This is a genomic window from Brucella pseudogrignonensis, from assembly GCF_002252525.1.
Classification (GTDB): Bacteria; Pseudomonadota; Alphaproteobacteria; order Rhizobiales; family Rhizobiaceae; genus Brucella; species Brucella pseudogrignonensis.
This window is the reverse complement of sequence record NZ_NNRM01000012.1, coordinates 60,815-77,402: the sequence shown is the minus strand read 5'-3', so window position 1 is coordinate 77,402 and position 16,588 is coordinate 60,815. Positions and strand designations below refer to the sequence as shown.

The following is a 16,588-nucleotide window of genomic DNA, read 5'->3' as shown; positions in this document are numbered from 1 at the left end:
GACATGACAGACGGGATTGAACAGGCAGAATGGCGGCGAATGCAAGCGCAGGACATAGCGCGCGTAACAGCCGTGGCCAATGTCGTTCACCCCGACTTCTTCGAGGATGAGGCGGTCTTCCGGGACCGCTTCAAAGTCTATCCGGCCGGTTGTTTTGTACTGGCCAATGGCAGCGAAATTCTCGGTTACGGCATCAGCCATCCATGGCAACTCGATTCGGTGCCTGCCTTGAATTCGATTCTCGGTGAGCTGCCGAAGGAAACCAGCACCTATTATATTCACGACATCGCACTTTTGCCGGTGGTCCGCTCAGGCGGGCAGGCATCGCGTGTGGTCGAACTGATGGCTGCTCAGGCAGAGCGGGATGGTTTCGTCACCATGGCTCTTGTTGCCGTTAATGGTTCTCAGGGATTCTGGGAGAAAAAGGGCTTTGTTACCCGTGATGTGACCGCACTCGAAGAAAAGCTGAAAGGCTATTCGGACGAGGCGCTCTATATGGTCCGCGCCGGCTAAAAAGCGTTTTGCCGCTAAATCGCCATATTCCTGACACCTCTTAGCCATGGTTTTCCACGTTTTGCGAGCCGCTTTTCCACGTTTTGGTGAAAATATTCGCATTTTCTGCATGAAAGAGTCGCGCAAGCGGGATTGAGTCTGTATAGAGACGAGGGATCAGCACCCCGCGTTTCATTGACGGGGTTTGCTTGCGATCCTTGGGCTATATTTACGGCTGAGATGCCGTACCGAGGAGTTTTCTCAATGGCGAATGTAGTTGTCGTCGGGTCGCAATGGGGCGACGAAGGCAAGGGAAAGATCGTGGACTGGTTGTCCGAGCGCGCCGATGTGATCGTGCGCTATCAGGGCGGTCATAACGCGGGTCATACACTTGTCATCGATGGCGTCAGCTACAAGCTTTCGCTTCTGCCATCCGGCCTTGTACGCGGCAAACTGAGCGTGATCGGCAATGGTGTTGTGGTTGACCCGCATCATTTCGTCATGGAAGTCGAAAAGCTGCGCGGCCAGGGCATCGAAATCACCCCTGAAGTTCTGCGTATTGCAGAAAACGCACCGCTTATTCTGTCCGTTCATCGCGAATTGGATGCGATGCGTGAAGGCGCTACCGAAGGCCTCAAGATCGGCACCACCAAGCGTGGTATCGGCCCAGCATATGAAGACAAGGTTGGCCGTCGTGCGATCCGCGTCATCGATCTGACCGAACCAGACACCTTAGAGCCAAAGGTTGAGCGTCTGCTTGCTCACCACAACCTGCTGCGTCGCGGCATGGGCCTTGAGGAAATCGCGGTTGCGACCATTCTTGAAGAGCTGACCTCGGTTGCAGACAAGATTCTCCCTTATATCGATCAGGTCTGGCGCGTTCTCGACGAACGCCGCAAGGCTGGCGACCGCATCCTTTTCGAAGGTGCACAGGGCGCGCTTCTTGATAACGACCACGGCACCTATCCGTTCGTCACCTCGTCCAACACTGTTGCCGGTCAGGCAGCTGCCGGTTCGGGTCTTGGTCCGACAGCAATCGGTTATGTTCTCGGCATTACCAAGGCTTACACCACTCGCGTTGGTGAAGGTCCGTTCCCGACCGAACTCAACGATGAAATCGGCGAGTTCCTTGGCACCAAGGGCCATGAATTTGGCGTGGTGACGGGTCGTAAGCGTCGTTGCGGCTGGTTCGATGCCGTTATCGTTCGCCAGACGGTTCGCACTTCGGGCATCACCGGTATTGCACTGACCAAGCTTGATGTTCTCGACGGTCTTGAAGAAATCAAGATCTGCGTGGCCTATGAGCTTGATGGCAAGCGCATCGACTATCTGCCATCCTCGATGGGTGCGCAGGCCCGCGTGAAGCCGATCTATGAAACGCTGCCGGGCTGGTCGGAAACGACAGCTGGTGCACGTTCGTGGAACGATCTTCCAGCGCAGGCTGTCAAATATGTCCGCCACATCGAAGAGCTGATCGGCGCGCCGGTTGCAATGCTTTCGACGAGCCCTGAACGCGAAGACACGATCCTCGTTACCGATCCATTTCAGGATTGATTGATCTGAACTTCGGTTCTGCAAAAATAAAACACCCGGTTTGTCATCATGGCGGACCGGGTATTTTTTTAAGGTTTTTTCGCGATCATTTTGAAAGCGTTCACTTAATCGTTGCCGCAACCTTTGCTTTCCATCGATTATTGTGATTATTGAGACATTTACTGCATTTCGAACTCGCGGAAACTGGGTAAAACGGCATGGCGGATTTTGTAGCGGTTCTGAAAAAGACAATCGATGCGCAGGCAGACAAATCGCCTGAACTGCGGCAGCGTGTCTATGCAAAGGCACGCGCGACGATTGAACAGAAGCTTGTGACGGCGAATGCCTCGCAAGTTGTCGCTGTTCGCCAGCGCAAAATCCTCGAAGACGCTATTGAAGAAGTTGAGGCCTTTTATGCGCCTCCAGCTTCCCAACCGGCTTTTGAAGAACCCCAGACCGATCCGTTGGAAGATTTTCTGCACGAATCAACGCGTGCGGCAAACACATCTTCTTATGCAGATCGCGAACCGCAGATTGCAACCGAGCCCCGCTACTCGGATGATGACCATGACAAAGAAGATGAAGCATCGCAGGTTCAGCCCGGTCGTCGCGATGACTGGGGAGTGGAACGCGACCAGAATCGCGCAGACGAGAAGGCCTTTGCACGTCGCGGTGAATATACCGAACGCAGCAGCCCGAAGGAAAAGCGTTCCTACAAGGGGCTAATCATCGGTCTTATTGCTGTACTCGCTCTTGGTGGCGCAGGCTATGGCGTTTGGGCAAACAAGGACAAGCTTCAGGAGCTGTCATCAAGCCTTGGTCGCAGCGACGCACCGGCAAGCGGCGATAGCGGTACAGCGCAACAGCCGGACGGGCAAACGCCTCCGGCGGGACAGACTGCAGGCTCTGAACAGCCGCAGACGGGCGAGACACAAACCGGTCAGCAGCCGTCAACGCCTGAAGAACAGAAGATGACGCAGCGTCTGATGCCGGATGGCAGCGAAGTCGATGACGGTCCATCGGGCGGTCAGAACGGTTTGGGTGAAGGCAAGTCGACCGCGGCTTCAACGCCTGGTGCCGAACAAACCAATACCCAGAATCAGCAGCAGCCTCAGCAGGCCGTGGCCGTTGGCCAGCAGGCGCTGCTTTATGAAGAACGTGGCGGCACGGAATCAGGTTCTGTTGAACGCGGCAATGTCGTCTGGTCGGAAATTCAGGAAAGCCCGAGTGAGGGTGAACCTGCAGCCCCAGCTATTCGCGCCAGCGTGACCATGCCTGACAGCAAGGTTGAGCTGAAAATGACGGTCCGCAAAAATACGGATCAGTCGATTCCAGCGAGCCATCTGATCGAAATGGTCTTCACCGTTCCAGATAATTTTGCCGGCGGTGCCGTCGATAATGTGCAGCGTATAACGTTCAAAGATACGGAACAGGCAGCTGGCAATCCGCTGATTGCAGTTCCTTCCAAGATTGCGGATAATTTCTTCATTATCTGGCTTAATGACGCAAAGACTGCACAGGACACCAATCTTTCGCTGATGCGTCGTTTGCAGTGGATCGATATTCCGATTTCCTATCGCAATGGCCGTCGCGCACTGATCAGCCTTGAAAAAGGTGTTCCGGGCGAGAAAGTCTTCAACGACGTTCTGGGCGCAAGCTAAACGAGACGAAATAAAAAAGGCCGCTTTGAGCGGCCTTTTCGTTTCAGCGATATACGCTTGATTATTTCTTTTCAGAGAAAGCCTTGATCGCCTTGGCTACTTCGTTTGCTGCGGTTTCAGCAGTATCGAAGCCTCCGAGTTCAACGGACTTGCGGCCTTCAGGCAGCTGCTTGTAAACGCGGAAGAAAGCTTCAAGGCGCTGCTGCTCGATCTTTGGCAAATCAGCAATTTCCTTGATGTTGTCGTAGGTCGGGTCGATCTTCGAGGTAGGGACAGCGACGATCTTATCGTCGGTCTCGCCGCCATCGATCATCTTAAGAACGCCGATTGGGCGAACCTTGATGATTGCGCCTGGAACGATTGGTTCGCGGGTGTAGACGAGCGCGTCGAGCGGATCACCGTCGCCTGCAAGCGTGCTGGTGATCGAGCCGTAATTGGCCGGATAGACGACTGGCATCGACTGATAGCGATCGACGATGATGTGGCCGGTCTTGTCGTTGATTTCGTATTTGGTGAAGCTGCCCTGTGGGATTTCAATGGCAGTGAAGAATTCTTTTCCGTCCTGCTCTTTCTGAGGATAGTCCAGATAAGAGACATATTCAGACGCAGATACAGCAGTGGCAGCAGTAAGAGCGAGCGTTGCAGCAAGCAGGAGCTTTTTCATTGGGAGACCTTCAGGCTTCGGTGAAACACGTCACGTTGCCTAAAGCCATTCCATTACAGTTATTTGACGGTTTTTTATCGGTTGGATGACAGGTTGCATCGAATGATGCTTAGGCGGATCGAAACCCGATCCTGTATGAAAATCAGACTTTGTTTTTCTTGATACATTTCAAAAGCAAACTGCCGCAAAACGGTTTCCCACTTTGCGGCAGTAGAAGGGTCTGAAAATTATCAGTTTCAGGCGTGAGCTTCCTCGACATGGTTCAACGCCTTCTGCTGTTTGAAAGCTGCAGCCTTGACGGCAGCCTGTACTTTTTCAAAGGCACGCACTTCGATCTGGCGCACGCGTTCACGGCTGATGCCAAACTCGCCGGAAAGATCTTCCAGCGTCATTGGGTCTTCCGAAAGGCGGCGGGCTTCAAAGATGCGACGTTCACGTTCGTTGAGCGTGTCCATGGCCTGTTCAAGCAGCGAGCGGCGGCTTTCCAGTTCGTCCTGCTCGATCAGAACCTGTTCCTGGCTGCTGCTATCGTCAACGAGCCAATCCTGCCATTCGCCCGATTCACCTTCGCTTGCGCGCAGTGGCGCATTGAGCGAAGCGTCACCCGACAGACGGCGGTTCATGGACACCACTTCGTCTTCGCTAACCTTCAGCTTGGTCGCAATCTGCTTGACCTGATCCGGGTTGAGATCGCCATCGTCCAGCGCCTGAATCTTGCTCTTCATCTTGCGCAGATTGAAGAACAGGCGCTTCTGGTTGGCAGTCGTACCCATCTTCACAAGGCTCCACGAACGCAGGATATATTCCTGGATCGAAGCCTTGATCCACCACATCGCATATGTGGCCAGGCGGAAGCCGCGTTCCGGCTCGAAGCGCTTGACTGCCTGCATGAGACCGACATTGCCTTCGGAGATGACTTCGCCAATTGGCAAGCCATAACCGCGATAGCCCATTGCAATCTTCGCGACGAGGCGAAGATGGCTGGTCACCAGCTTGTGTGCGGCTTTCGGATCAGTGTGCTCGTGATAGCGCTTCGCCAGCATGTATTCTTCCTGCGGCTGAAGCATTGGAAAGCGGCGAATTTCTTCCAGATAACGGGTTAGGCCACCGTCACCGGATGTGATGCTTGGGAGATTAACCTGGGCCATAGAGCACCCTCCTTTATAATTTCAGGCTCCCTTTTGGCGAACCTGTCACGCTGGCTGCCTCCTGCACTTCCATCGTGAGCTTACATATATAGGTATGATTTTGGCGAAAACACGATCCTTAACCTCATGAAACAATGTGTCACTAGAATGTGAACAGTTGCCCAAGCTTAAAGGGCTGCACCAAATGGGCTGCAACCTTTTAAGATACCGTGTTTCCGCCCTGAAAATGCAATTTTTACAGGTCGTTTCATGCAGTGTGAAACTGCTAGATTTATCAGTATTATATAGAGTGCTGGCGGAAATTTTCCAGAAGCTGCTCCATATCTTCGGGTACATCCGCTTCAAAACGCATGATTTCTTCCGTTGTCGGATGGGCGAATGCCAGCAAAAAGGCATGTAGCGCCTGACGATGGAAACCCTGAACCGCGTTTTTCAAGGGCTCAGGCAACTTGTTTGCCTTGGTCTTGTATGCGCTGCCATAATCCATGTCGCCGACGAGAGGATGGCCGATATGAGCCATGTGGACGCGGATCTGGTGGGTGCGTCCGGTCTCAAGGCGGCATTCGACGAGCGAGGCTAAGGCTGTCGCATCTTCTTGCGGGGCAAATTTTTCAATCGTCGAATAGTGTGTGATGGCATGGCGCGCATCTTCACGTTCTTCGTTGACGACTGCCTGTTTGGTGCGGTCGCGATGCGAACGGCCAAGATGGGCGTCGATATAGCCCTGCGGACGCTCGGTCATGCCCCAGACAAGCGCGAGATAGGCGCGTTCCAGATCGCCGGTACGGCCATGATCGGCAAACTGCTCGCTTAAATGCCGATGGGAATGGTCGTTCTTGGCAACGACCATGACGCCACTGGTATCCTTGTCGAGACGGTGAACGATGCCCGGACGACGGATTCCTCCGATGCCGGACAAGCTATCGCCACAATGATATATGAGGGCATTGACGAGCGTTCCCGTCCAGTTGCCGTTGCCCGGATGGACAACCAGGCCTGCGGGCTTGTTGATGACGATGAGATCATCGTCTTCATAGAGAATATCCAACGGGATGTTTTCGCCTTGCGGGTCGGCAGGTTCAGGCTCTGGCAGCACGACGGTAATCTTCATACCTTCGCGCAGCTTTTGCTTTGCACCACTGGCAGGGACATCATCGATGGTCACATGGCCATCAGCAATCAGGGACTGGACGCGACTGCGGGAGAGTTCCGGCCCCAATGCTGCGGCCAGCCACTGGTCTAATCTTTTGCCTGCAGCATCGAGGTCGGCAATTAGTTCTTTCAATTGTCTCTTCCCTTCGTTATCACGCGCCCACGCGGGTGCATGAACCGGAGTCATTTAATGCAGGATCCACACTATCCCCGATATCAGAATCAGCAGGATTCCGGATATCAGGACTATCAGCAGGGCTATTATCCGGAAGAGCAACAGCCGGAACCCCCGCTTGATCCAGCGATGGAGAAAGTCCGTCGCAAGATGATCCGTCTGCTTGCGGTTTCCATCGGTGTTATGTTGATTGGTCTTATGGCTGTGCTTGTCGCAGTTGTCTACAAGATCAATCGTGCTCCGGACGCAACAGAGACCGAAGCTGCCCGTTCCGACATTCCAGGACAGGCTGCAATTGCACCCCCTCAGCCGGAACCAGTCAAGTTGATCGAATCGCAGATCGAACTTGCACCGGGCACACGCCTGTTGTCACAGAGCCTTTCTGGTCAGCAGCTTTCGCTGGAAACATTGCTGCCGGATGGCGGCACGGAAATTATCGTTTACGACTATCGCGAATCTCGCATCGTTGGCCGTATTAAACTCGGCAATGTCGAGTAATCGATGAGATTGAGGGCGGCAGCGATGCCGCCTTTTTCAATTTTAGCATATTATTGTGCTCTTGATTGCACTCGGGCCTTTTCAGGCTTATATCGGCAGTAGCTTTTGCTCCGCGCCCATCGTCTAGCGGTTAGGACGGCGCCCTCTCACGGCGCAAACAGGGGTTCGATTCCCCTTGGGCGTACCAATCATTTCAACAACTTCAATCAAATCGATCGACTTGCAAATTGATATGACGTCAATTTGTGGCAAACATGCACGCGCACTTTTTGAGATGCCTGATGTCTCTAGCATTCCATCTCAACGTCGCTTAATGAAATAAGTAACTGATAATGTTTGCGACAAATCTACTCCCGATTAAAGACAGGCCGACACAAGTCGAACCGCTAGAATACTGAGAGTGAAAAAATGCGTCTTACGAAATACGCCTTTATCTTAAGCGCCGCTTTGGGAATTTACGCACCCTTGCAGGTTCCGGCACTGGCTCAGGCCGGGTTCGACTGTGGTAAAGCTTCGAGCGCAACGGAAAAAGCAATTTGCTCCAAGCCGGATATTGCCGAAGCGGATCGCGCGATGTCGCTGGCCTATTCTGCACTGCTTGAAAGATCCAGCCCGGCCTTGAAGACAGCGCTTCGCAACGATCAGGCCGCCTTTATCAAGACCCGGTCTGAAGCATTTGAAAGCAATCTGTCCAATCTGGACAACAGACTGACCGGCTTGCATGACCGGACAGAGATGCGCGCAGAGTTCCTGAACTGGGTTTCGGTTGTCGACAACACTTCGCTTGAAGGCAAATGGAGCAATGCCTGGGGCGTCATTAATGTCGAGAAGGACCAATCCGGAAAGCTCACCGTGAGCCTTGATGTTGCCGATCAGGCAAACGGCACCTGGGTATGCAGCTTCAGTGGTGCACTTGAGCAGAAATCAGCCAGTGAGGCTGAATTCAAAGGTGATGGTGGCCCTCTGGTGTTGCGTCTCGACGGGGCTACGCTCAATGTTCCGACACCGTTCTGCGATGAGACAACATCAGGTGGCTTTGGCACTGCGGCTGGCACGTACTTCCGGATGGGTGCCCCTTAGCCGCTGATGTTGCCGGCGTGCCGTTATATTTTGTTCTGCTCAGGAACTTAATCGAGGAACTGGCCGGGCATGAACCAATCGAAATCTGTCAGAAAGCGGAATTGGTGCTTCTCGGCGATCATATCCCTGATTTTTGGGGCCGTGACGGCATTCATTTTCTATTACATCGTCTTCTTCGGCGTGGGTAGCGACGGCTACCTCGTCATTTTCTGTGTTTATACGGCGCCGGTAGGGATCCTTTTTGGTCTTTGGGGCCTGTTTTACTGGCGCAGCTCTGTTGCTTTCCTAGGGCTGGTTCTGAGCCTTTCGCCCCTCGTCTATCTGTGATTACACGATGAAAAGGGTTCCTCAGCAGGCGTGATCGATAAATGGTCTGGGGAGATGTTCCAATGCCAGTTGCGAAAATTTGCAACTGGCGCTCGGGAGGTGCATAATCGCGCTATGAGTGAATCGCACAAAAAACCCGATTATGAGTATGAGCTACGGCAGGCTGGGGTCCGAATTACACGGCCACGCCGCATCATTCTCAATATTTTGACCGAAACGGAAGACCATCCGGATGCGCTTGAGATTTTTCGGCGCGCGGTCGAGATCGATACCAGCATTTCGCTTTCGACCGTCTATCGGACAATGAAGCTGCTGGAAGAGCGCGGCGCAATTCATCGTCATGCTTTTGCTGGCGGGCCGTCGCGCTTTGAACAGGCGAGTGGCGCCCATCATGACCATATCATCGATATGGACAGTGGCGAGGTCGTCGAATTTCGCTCCGACAAGATCGAAAAACTGCAGGAAGAAATCGCCCGCACGCTCGGTTATGAGATCGTTCATCACCGTCTCGAACTTTATTGTAAAAAAATAAAATCCTAACGGAACTAAAATCGCTCATCGGCGTTTTGCATATGAAGACCACAACCCGCCCCGCAAGTGGTCTTCATCGCCCGCTTCAATCTCCCCGTATGAAGTGGGCAGCGAGAATGCCGCGCAGACGCCCCCGTTTATGCAGCTGGCGTTCCGCATATTCAAAGAAAAGCCGTTGTGGTGAGGACCATAACGGCTTCTCTTTTATCCAGCTTTAGAGCGCCATGCGCCCTCTCGGGCGCATAAAGGTCTCTCTAACACTCTAAATTTACAGCATAATTCCTTAAACTGATTCAAGTTTAAGGAATTATGCTGTAGAGCGCGTTTCACCCTTTCCGGGATGCGCGTTAATGCAAAAACTCCACGAGTATGACTCATGGAGTTTTGTTCAAGCTCAAGTGGCAACTGAACTTGTTCCAGGCGTGATACGTCAGCATCTTGAGCCGCCTTGGTATAATTGATGTTTAAAATATGCAGCTCAGGAATCGAACTGTTCGGCTGGCACTGTCAGAGAATAGACGGCACCTGCGCCATCGACGCGGTAATCTGCCTTGCCGCCGACTGCTGCTGGCACGATCCGTTGCAGGACTGCACTGCCAAAGCGCGGGTCATGATTATAAACCTCTGGCATGGCCGGATTGGTTTCTTCCCAATGGATGACGAGTTCTTCATCGCCTTTTTCGGAGCGGTGGATTTTTGCAGAAATCACCACGCGACCGTAAGGGATAGAGAGGCCGCCAAAAGAGGTCGCATTGATAATCAGTTCATGCAGCGCCAAGCCGACATGCAAAGCCGCGCCCGGGAAGAGATAGGGATTATCACTTTCGACAGTCAGGCGGTCATCATTGATGTCGATATATTTCTCGATCTGCGAATGAACGAGGTCGAGAAACAACGCTCCGTGCCAATTGGAATCCGTCACCAGGTCCTGTGAATAGGAGAGGGACTGTATGCGGCCGCGAAACTTGAGAAGGAAATCATCAACAGAATCGGTGAAGCGAGCAGTCTGGCTCGCAATGCTTTGCACGATGGCGAGCAGATTCTTGGAGCGGTGACTGACTTCGCGGAGCAGTGTTTTCAACACCTGCTCACGGCGTTTCATTTCGCTGATCTCAAGTGCGGTCGTAACAAGACCGAGCACATTGCCTTCAGAATCACGATCGCAGTCGATGTGAAATTCTATCCAGCGCAGCTTGTCGCCGTCGTTGATGGCGAGCTCGACATTCTGTGCGGTTCCACTTTCCAACGCCGTGCGTTTGGCGTGATCGAGCCGGGACATAGAGGTTGAGAAAATGAAATCGCAATCCTGACCGCCAACTCTCCATTTTTCCTGCCAGTAGGAGGGAATATTTTCACCCCAGGCATAGAAAAGGTCGGGCGTCTGATACAGAACGCAAACATTGCTGTTACGGACAGCTCTCAGCAGTGCGCGCAAACGTGAAGCATCGGGCTCTGTGTCTTTGAGGGATTGGTGTGATGCTGCCATGAATGCCTCAACTGCCGCCCGTTTTAGAATCAAAATTGACTGGTGATTTATAAAAGCTCGTACTGGAAAAATGAACGACACTCGGCATTGTGTTAGGATGGATGCTGACTGTCATAGTGCTCAAAGGTTTTGATTTGTTATGAAAACCAATAATCGCGCCGTTGTTTGAGGCCATACAACGGCGCGATGGTTCTTTGGACTTATGGAAGGCGATATAGCGCCCCCCGCCTGTAAGCAGATTTCTGTCTATTACGCCTTGCGGATGGCCGATGCGATCAGAGATACGACCAACAGGGCAAGGAATACGAAGAACAGAATCTGAGCGATACCTGCTGAAGCACCGGCGATACCACCGAAGCCCAGAGCACCTGCTACCAGAGCTACGACGAGAAAAACGAGAGCGTAATAAAGCATTTTGAATCTCCTCTTCACTGATTGAAAGAGAAACGTTCGATCTATGCTTTTGGTTCCTCGAAATAGACAATTTACAGGTCCCGCCCCCAAAAAAATCACGCTTTTTCAAACGGATGGTTATTTGCCTCGTGCGCAGCTATGAGAAAGCGAATTCAGGTCTTTCGCTATGCGCTTTAAAGCCAATCCCCCTGAAAAGAGCGGATCTTTACAGGGGGGCTAACTTACCGGCTACAGCACAAAGGTCGCTCTATGTGCAGAAACTTTACGCAGCAACCTGCGCAGCTTCCTCAAAGAACAGAGCCTGGCTTATGAGCGCTTTGACCATGTCCGGGTTAAATGGCTTCGTCACCAGGAACGTCGGCTCTGGTCGTTCTCCCGTCAGGAGGCGTTCGGGGAAGGCCGTGATGAAGATCACGGGAACGGTATCGTCCTGCAAAATTTCGTTGACTGCATCGATACCCGAACTGCCGTCGGCAAGCTGGATGTCGGCGAGAACCATGCGCGGCTTTTCTTTGCGATAAAGCTCAAGCGCTTCATCTTTGGTGCGTGCAATACCCACGACCTCATGGCCGAGGCTCTCCACCATCTGCTCGATATCCATGGCGATGAGCGGCTCGTCTTCGATAATCATGATGCGGGTTGCAACCTGCTTCGAGATTTCGGTGGAAGCTGCTGCAAGAATTCGCCCGAACTCACCATCTTCGAGTTCGAGAATTTCGGCTGCTTCACGATCGTTGAAACCTTCGACTGCGACGAGAAGAAATGCCTGTCGCGGCAAGGGGGCAATATGTGAGAGATTGCGCGCTGCCTGTTTTTCCCAAGCAAACTCGGAAGCAGGTTCCGGAATTTGAACAGAGGCCGTTTTGTAAAGATTGCAGAAAAGTCGATAAAGCGCGATCCGGTCCGCGGAGGCCTGCGGGAAAATGCTTATATCTGCGATCAGGGCTTCCAATGTGGCTGCTACATATGCATCACCCGAAGCCTGCGACCCGGTGAGGGCGCGCGAAAAACGGCGAAGATAGGGAAGGTGCGGCGCAATACGCGTCGATAACGTCATGATTCTGAGACTCCTCACTGCCGCAATTCTTGTTTTTCTACATACACCGCTGAAACCCGAAAGTTTCTGGAGAATGTTATAGAGCGCGGCATTATGGTACTCAAAACGCCACGGATTTAAAAAAGTTCCATGCAGATGCGATAAATTAGGGAACTTTTTGAGATCGGGTGCATTTAGGCTGTCGAGCAGGGGCTTGGTAACAGTGGAACATGGCTTGATGCCTGGATTTAATTAGAGATGACTGAAAAGAAAAACCTTCATGCGAACGGGGCTGGGTTACGGCTTAACGGGCGCGTCCGGAAGGACATTTTGGGTCCGAACTGCGAAGTGGGTCTCAAACTAAAAGCGCTTTATACTTCGATACAGGACGAGACCATTCCGGATCGTTTTCTGGATTTGCTGGAAAAACTCGATCAGGTTGAACAGGAGAGTATGCGTGAGCAGAACACTGGTTCCGTCGGCTGAGGAGTTGGCGCAGTTCAAGCGCGAACTGCTCGCGTCCTTGCCGAGCTTGCGCGCGTTTGCAGTATCGTTGATCGGTAAGCATGACCGCGCCGACGATCTCGTTCAGGACACAATCATGAAAGCCTGGGCCAAGCAGGATTCTTTCGAGTTGGGCACCAACATGAAGGCTTGGCTGTTTACAATTCTGCGCAATGAATTCTACACGCAGATGCGTAAGCGTGGTCGCGAAGTGCAAGACACGGATGGTATCTTCAGCGAACAGCTTGCAGTGCATCCTTCCCAATATGGCACGCTTGATCTGCAGGATTTCAAGGCAGCTCTTGAACAGTTGCCGGATGACCAGCGCGAAGCCATTATTCTGATTGGCGCATCTGGCTTTGCCTATGAGGAAGCGGCAGAGATTTGCGGATGTGCTGTTGGCACAATTAAGAGCCGTGTGAGCCGCGCCCGTACGCGTCTGCAAGAGATTTTGAAGATCGAAGGCGATGGCGATTATGGTCCTGATGCCGATTCCTCTCGCGTAACTTTGAGAAGTTTTGCCTGACAGTCGTCGTCTGACTTCAATATTTGCATCCAGCGGTGCATGCGCTGAGCAAATGTTGGAACTAAAAACGGCCACTAGAGCGCCGTGCGCCCTCTTGGGCGCACAAAGGTCGCTCTAACACCTATATTTACAGCATAATTTTACCTTAAACTGATTCAAGTTTGAGGAATTATGCTGTAGGCTTTATCGACTTGAAGATTTCGCCTTACTAATATTTGTTAACTAAACCAGCGCCAGAGAACGTTCACGCTCTCTGGCGCTGGTTTGCAGCTTCAAAACGTTGACGTGCGGACCAGATAGGGATGCGTGAAACGCGAGGCCAAAACTTAAAGCGCATTCCGAAAAGTGCGACGCGGTTTTCGGAGCAAGATGCGCGTAAAAACAAACGGATCGAGCATTTTCAATGATCCAATCAAAGCAGGAAATGCTCTATTAGATTTATCGTGGACCGACCTTTGCCAGCAGCCTTTTCAAACCGTGTTATTAAGCCGTCATGGCGACCGATTGCTCTTATCGTGTCGCTCAGTCTGGTTTTGCTTTCGGCATTGATAACGCTGTTTCTTTCCTCCGGCGTTAACAGTCAGGTCGTTGATATATCGAAGAATTTCGAACTGCGTGAGCAGGTCGGACGCGTGACCAGAATTGCTTATAACATCGAGATGAGCCGGCGCGGCTATCTTCTGACGCTCGATGATACCTATCTTGAACTGTATCAGCGCTCTATCGTGAACATCGATCAGACCATGTCCGATCTTGCGGCGCTGACGCAGGACAATCCACAACAGGATGCTCGTGTTCGAAAGATAAAAGCGCTGGTCGAGCGCGCGCATGATGACGTGCGTGAAACGATTAATCTTGCCAAGGCCGGTAAGGTGCAGGAGGCGATCAACAAGGTGAGGGGTGATGAGGGCAAAATCCTCATGGACCAGCTCTCAGATACCGTTTCCCAGTTTATCGATATCGAAGAACGTGAATTGGCTGAACGCAACGCGCATATTGATCGGATGCGCTACTGGATGACCGCTGCGTCGATCGTTGCGCTGATATCGGCTGTCATGCTGGGCTTTTTGCTTTTCACACGCGTTCAGCGTACAGCGCGTGCCCTCATTGAAGGGCAGACTGTGTTGCGCTCGGAGAAGGAGCTTCTTGAAGAGCGTGTGAGAGAACGGACGATGGAACTGGAACAGGAACGCGCCATCGCTGAACACGAGCGCAAGCGCGTCGAGATTTTGTTGCAGGATTCCAATCATCGCATCGGCAATTCGCTGGCAACAGTGTCGTCACTGCTTGGGCTGCAATTGCGCCAGACACAGAGCGAAGAAGCACGCGCTGCGCTGTCTGCCGCACGCGACCGAGTTCAGACCGTTTCGACGGCGCATCGCAGGCTAAGGCTTGGCGAAGATATGGAATCGACCCGTGTCGATGAATTCCTCGAGACTGTTATCGAAGATATTCGCAATGCCATTGGCGAGGACCGCAAGATCAGCTTCCATACGGATTTTGCACCGCTTGATCTGAAGGCGCGAGATGTCACCACCATCGGCATCATTTTGGGTGAGCTTATAACCAATGCCGTCAAGCACGCCTTCAAGGGTCGTTCCGAAGGTGAGATTTCCGTAAGCTTCACGCTGGATGACGATACCGGACCCCCTGCGCTGATCGTAGAGGATAACGGCGTGGGCTGGCAGAAGAACAGCACGGCGGATGTTAAGGAACAGACGGGTCTCGGAACGCTGGTTGTCGAGCAGCTCTGTATGCAGTTTGGCGAAAAGCCGGTCTATGCTTTGGCTGAGAACGGCTCAGGTACGCGCGTCATCGTGCGGCTCGCATCCCTCGCAAATGTGAAATCTGAAGACGCAGCAAAGTAAAATTGATTAGCAATGAAGAAGACGGCTATGGCTATTATCGACCATAGCCGTCCGCATATTATTTGCGCTTCTTTTTGTCTGAAAGCAGACTAACCAAAGCAATACCTGCAAGTGGTAATGCGACTGCCAAAATCGGCCGTTTCAAAATCGAAGGCACAGTTGCGATGGCTGCAGTGGCCATCAAAGCCGACTTATCTGCTTCGATGCGTTGTTTGCGCTTCTTCTCCTCAGCTGCAGCCTGAATTTTCAGAACTGCGAGAATGAGCAGAGCGAGGATCAGCGACAAGCCCGCCAGAATGAGCGCTGCAATCGGGCCACCGTAATTTTCTGCAAGCGCCAGAAAAGCAGCAACACAAAGAAACACCACCGCGATAAGGCCGAAGACAGCGATTGCCGCACCGAAAATAGCGGCGCGCTTGGCGCGTCCGGTGAGGAGCTTCAACTCTTCACCGGCAAGGGATGCCACGACTGGCGCGAGAAGTTTCAGCATGGCGCGGATCAGCGGCGCGAGAGGAGCGCAAGAAGATAGCCGACGCCAAGTGCTGTCGCTATCGATGCAATCGGGCGTTCGCGGATGGTTTCAGTAAGCTGTGCTTCGACGTCCTGCGCTTTGTTCTTCAAGTCGCCGACAACATCTTCGCTCTGATGATATGCGCTTTTATAGGTTTCCTTGGCCGTGCGCTTGGCGTCGCGAACCGTCTGCGTGCCGAGATTTGCCAGGGTTGCAGCAATGGCTGCGATATCTTCTTTGAGCTGTTCGACCTGAGCCTGAAGGTCTTCGGTTGTCGAATCGGTCAGTGCTTCTTCGATCTTTTCCTCAATCTTACGCGTATTGGTTGTTCCGCGCGCCATATCAGGCCTCCTGTTCGATCACTGGTCTGCAACATCTGTTGTTCAGCCAATATAACGTTGGTCAGGCCCAATGGTTGCATGCAAAGAGGCGCAACAGCAACTCAATGCACGACCTTCTATCAGTCATGGTAAATATCGTCAGATGCGCTCACTGAGAGTGGTTCCATTTAATAGGAACCATTGAAACCGCTCTATCTTTTTGTTTCTAAGCATTATCCGACGCAAAACCGCTTCGCACTTTTGCTGGAAATGCTTTAATCAAGCGAAGAGCAGGTAAGCAGCACCGAGGATCGTGATGACTGCAAGACCGTAATGCGCTGGCTTGAGCAGGCGCTGCTGCACAGGCATTGGATCTTCATTGCCTGCCATGGCTGTGCGTGCTGCATGTTCGAGCACCTGAATATCCTTGAGCATCATTGGCATGTCCTCCACAAGCCTCACGCAAACCCGTGCAATTCATGAGAAATGTCAGGTCTGTCCGTCTTATCTATATCACGTCTGATTTGAAGTTTTTATGCAATAGGTATTTCTTACGTGCTCTACCTAGATTTTGGGTTCCTGACTGCGGGAAATTGTCACTAAATTCAAAACATGACTTGCATCATCATGTTAATGAGAGGTAAGAAAAGGCCCAACAAGCG

At 52.4% G+C, this 16,588-nt stretch carries 19 protein-coding genes and 1 tRNA gene; 11 read left to right on the top strand and 9 right to left on the bottom strand.

What is annotated here, in order from left to right; all coding sequences use genetic code 11:
• Positions 1 to 3 precede the first annotated feature (3 nt).
• From CEV34_RS04335 to CEV34_RS04325, 3 genes are all read left to right on the top strand, one after another.
• Positions 4 to 513 (top strand): GNAT family N-acetyltransferase, encoded by a 510-nt coding sequence (locus CEV34_RS04335; RefSeq protein ID WP_007876556.1) that lies wholly within the window; start codon positions 4 to 6, stop codon positions 511 to 513.
• A 243-nt stretch (positions 514 to 756) separates the two neighbouring features.
• Positions 757 to 2,046 (top strand): adenylosuccinate synthase, encoded by a 1,290-nt coding sequence (locus CEV34_RS04330; protein WP_007876553.1) that lies wholly within the window; start codon positions 757 to 759, stop codon positions 2,044 to 2,046.
• Positions 2,047 to 2,243: 197 nt separating this feature from the next.
• Complete coding sequence (locus tag CEV34_RS04325) at positions 2,244 to 3,686, top strand: transcriptional regulator (RefSeq protein WP_094543314.1); 1,443 nt, start codon at positions 2,244 to 2,246, stop codon at positions 3,684 to 3,686.
• Between the two features lie 61 nt (positions 3,687 to 3,747).
• On the opposite strand, the gene CEV34_RS04320 is transcribed toward CEV34_RS04325, so the two are convergent.
• The 3 genes from CEV34_RS04320 to CEV34_RS04310 all read right to left on the bottom strand — a co-directional run bounded on the left by CEV34_RS04320 (position 3,748) and on the right by CEV34_RS04310 (position 6,837).
• Complete coding sequence (locus tag CEV34_RS04320; protein WP_007876549.1) at positions 3,748 to 4,350, bottom strand: inorganic diphosphatase; 603 nt, start codon at positions 4,348 to 4,350, stop codon at positions 3,748 to 3,750.
• Between the two features lie 236 nt (positions 4,351 to 4,586).
• The gene (rpoH, locus tag CEV34_RS04315) at positions 4,587 to 5,498 is read right to left on the bottom strand and encodes an RNA polymerase sigma factor RpoH (protein WP_007876548.1); all 912 of its coding nucleotides are present in this window, start codon (positions 5,496 to 5,498) and stop codon (positions 4,587 to 4,589) included.
• A gap of 280 nt (positions 5,499 to 5,778) precedes the next feature.
• Entirely contained in the window at positions 5,779 to 6,837 is a 1,059-nt protein-coding gene (locus tag CEV34_RS04310; protein WP_171380031.1) for an RluA family pseudouridine synthase, read from the bottom strand.
• A gap of 3 nt (positions 6,838 to 6,840) precedes the next feature.
• Here CEV34_RS04310 and CEV34_RS04305 point away from each other — a divergent pair, with 3 nt between their 5' ends.
• The 5 genes from CEV34_RS04305 (at position 6,841) to CEV34_RS04285 (ending at position 9,270) form a co-directional block, all read left to right on the top strand.
• Positions 6,841 to 7,323, top strand: a complete 483-nt coding sequence (locus CEV34_RS04305) for a hypothetical protein (protein ID WP_007876543.1) — start codon at positions 6,841 to 6,843, stop codon at positions 7,321 to 7,323.
• Positions 7,324 to 7,435: 112 nt separating this feature from the next.
• Positions 7,436 to 7,510: transfer RNA gene (locus CEV34_RS04300), tRNA-Glu, on the top strand.
• 221 nt (positions 7,511 to 7,731) lie between these two features.
• A complete protein-coding gene (locus tag CEV34_RS04295) occupies positions 7,732 to 8,403 on the top strand; it encodes a lysozyme inhibitor LprI family protein (protein ID WP_007876542.1) in 672 nt (223 codons plus the stop codon).
• Between the two features lie 69 nt (positions 8,404 to 8,472).
• Entirely contained in the window at positions 8,473 to 8,730 is a 258-nt protein-coding gene (locus tag CEV34_RS04290) for a hypothetical protein (RefSeq protein ID WP_039860144.1), read from the top strand.
• Between the two features lie 114 nt (positions 8,731 to 8,844).
• A complete protein-coding gene (locus CEV34_RS04285; RefSeq protein ID WP_007876540.1) occupies positions 8,845 to 9,270 on the top strand; it encodes a transcriptional repressor in 426 nt (141 codons plus the stop codon).
• Positions 9,271 to 9,739: 469 nt separating this feature from the next.
• Here CEV34_RS04285 and CEV34_RS04280 read toward each other — a convergent pair whose 3' ends face one another.
• From CEV34_RS04280 to CEV34_RS04270, 3 genes are all read right to left on the bottom strand, one after another.
• Positions 9,740 to 10,747, bottom strand: a complete 1,008-nt coding sequence (locus CEV34_RS04280) for a sensor histidine kinase (RefSeq protein ID WP_007876539.1) — start codon at positions 10,745 to 10,747, stop codon at positions 9,740 to 9,742.
• A 249-nt stretch (positions 10,748 to 10,996) separates the two neighbouring features.
• On the bottom strand, positions 10,997 to 11,161 hold the full coding sequence (locus CEV34_RS04275) for a DUF1328 domain-containing protein (RefSeq protein ID WP_007876538.1): 165 nt from the start codon (positions 11,159 to 11,161) through the stop codon (positions 10,997 to 10,999).
• A gap of 262 nt (positions 11,162 to 11,423) precedes the next feature.
• Entirely contained in the window at positions 11,424 to 12,218 is a 795-nt protein-coding gene (locus CEV34_RS04270; protein ID WP_007876537.1) for a response regulator, read from the bottom strand.
• Between the two features lie 237 nt (positions 12,219 to 12,455).
• Here CEV34_RS04270 and CEV34_RS04265 point away from each other — a divergent pair, with 237 nt between their 5' ends.
• The 3 genes from CEV34_RS04265 (at position 12,456) to CEV34_RS04255 (ending at position 15,095) form a co-directional block, all read left to right on the top strand.
• On the top strand, positions 12,456 to 12,683 hold the full coding sequence (locus CEV34_RS04265; protein WP_007876536.1) for a NepR family anti-sigma factor: 228 nt from the start codon (positions 12,456 to 12,458) through the stop codon (positions 12,681 to 12,683).
• The gene (locus tag CEV34_RS04260; RefSeq protein ID WP_007876535.1) at positions 12,655 to 13,227 is read left to right on the top strand and encodes an RNA polymerase sigma factor; all 573 of its coding nucleotides are present in this window, start codon (positions 12,655 to 12,657) and stop codon (positions 13,225 to 13,227) included. The genes CEV34_RS04265 and CEV34_RS04260 overlap by 29 nt, the downstream gene beginning before the upstream one ends.
• 455 nt (positions 13,228 to 13,682) lie before the next feature.
• Positions 13,683 to 15,095, top strand: a complete 1,413-nt coding sequence (locus CEV34_RS04255; RefSeq protein WP_039860142.1) for a sensor histidine kinase — start codon at positions 13,683 to 13,685, stop codon at positions 15,093 to 15,095.
• A gap of 58 nt (positions 15,096 to 15,153) precedes the next feature.
• Here CEV34_RS04255 and CEV34_RS04250 read toward each other — a convergent pair whose 3' ends face one another.
• The 3 genes from CEV34_RS04250 to CEV34_RS26945 form a co-directional block, all read right to left on the bottom strand.
• Positions 15,154 to 15,585, bottom strand: a complete 432-nt coding sequence (locus CEV34_RS04250) for a phage holin family protein (protein WP_007876533.1) — start codon at positions 15,583 to 15,585, stop codon at positions 15,154 to 15,156.
• 8 nt (positions 15,586 to 15,593) lie between these two features.
• Entirely contained in the window at positions 15,594 to 15,947 is a 354-nt protein-coding gene (locus tag CEV34_RS04245; RefSeq protein WP_007876524.1) for an ElaB/YgaM/YqjD family protein, read from the bottom strand.
• Between the two features lie 258 nt (positions 15,948 to 16,205).
• Positions 16,206 to 16,364, bottom strand: a complete 159-nt coding sequence (locus tag CEV34_RS26945) for a hypothetical protein (RefSeq protein ID WP_007876521.1) — start codon at positions 16,362 to 16,364, stop codon at positions 16,206 to 16,208.
• Between the last annotated feature and the right edge of the window lie 224 nt (positions 16,365 to 16,588).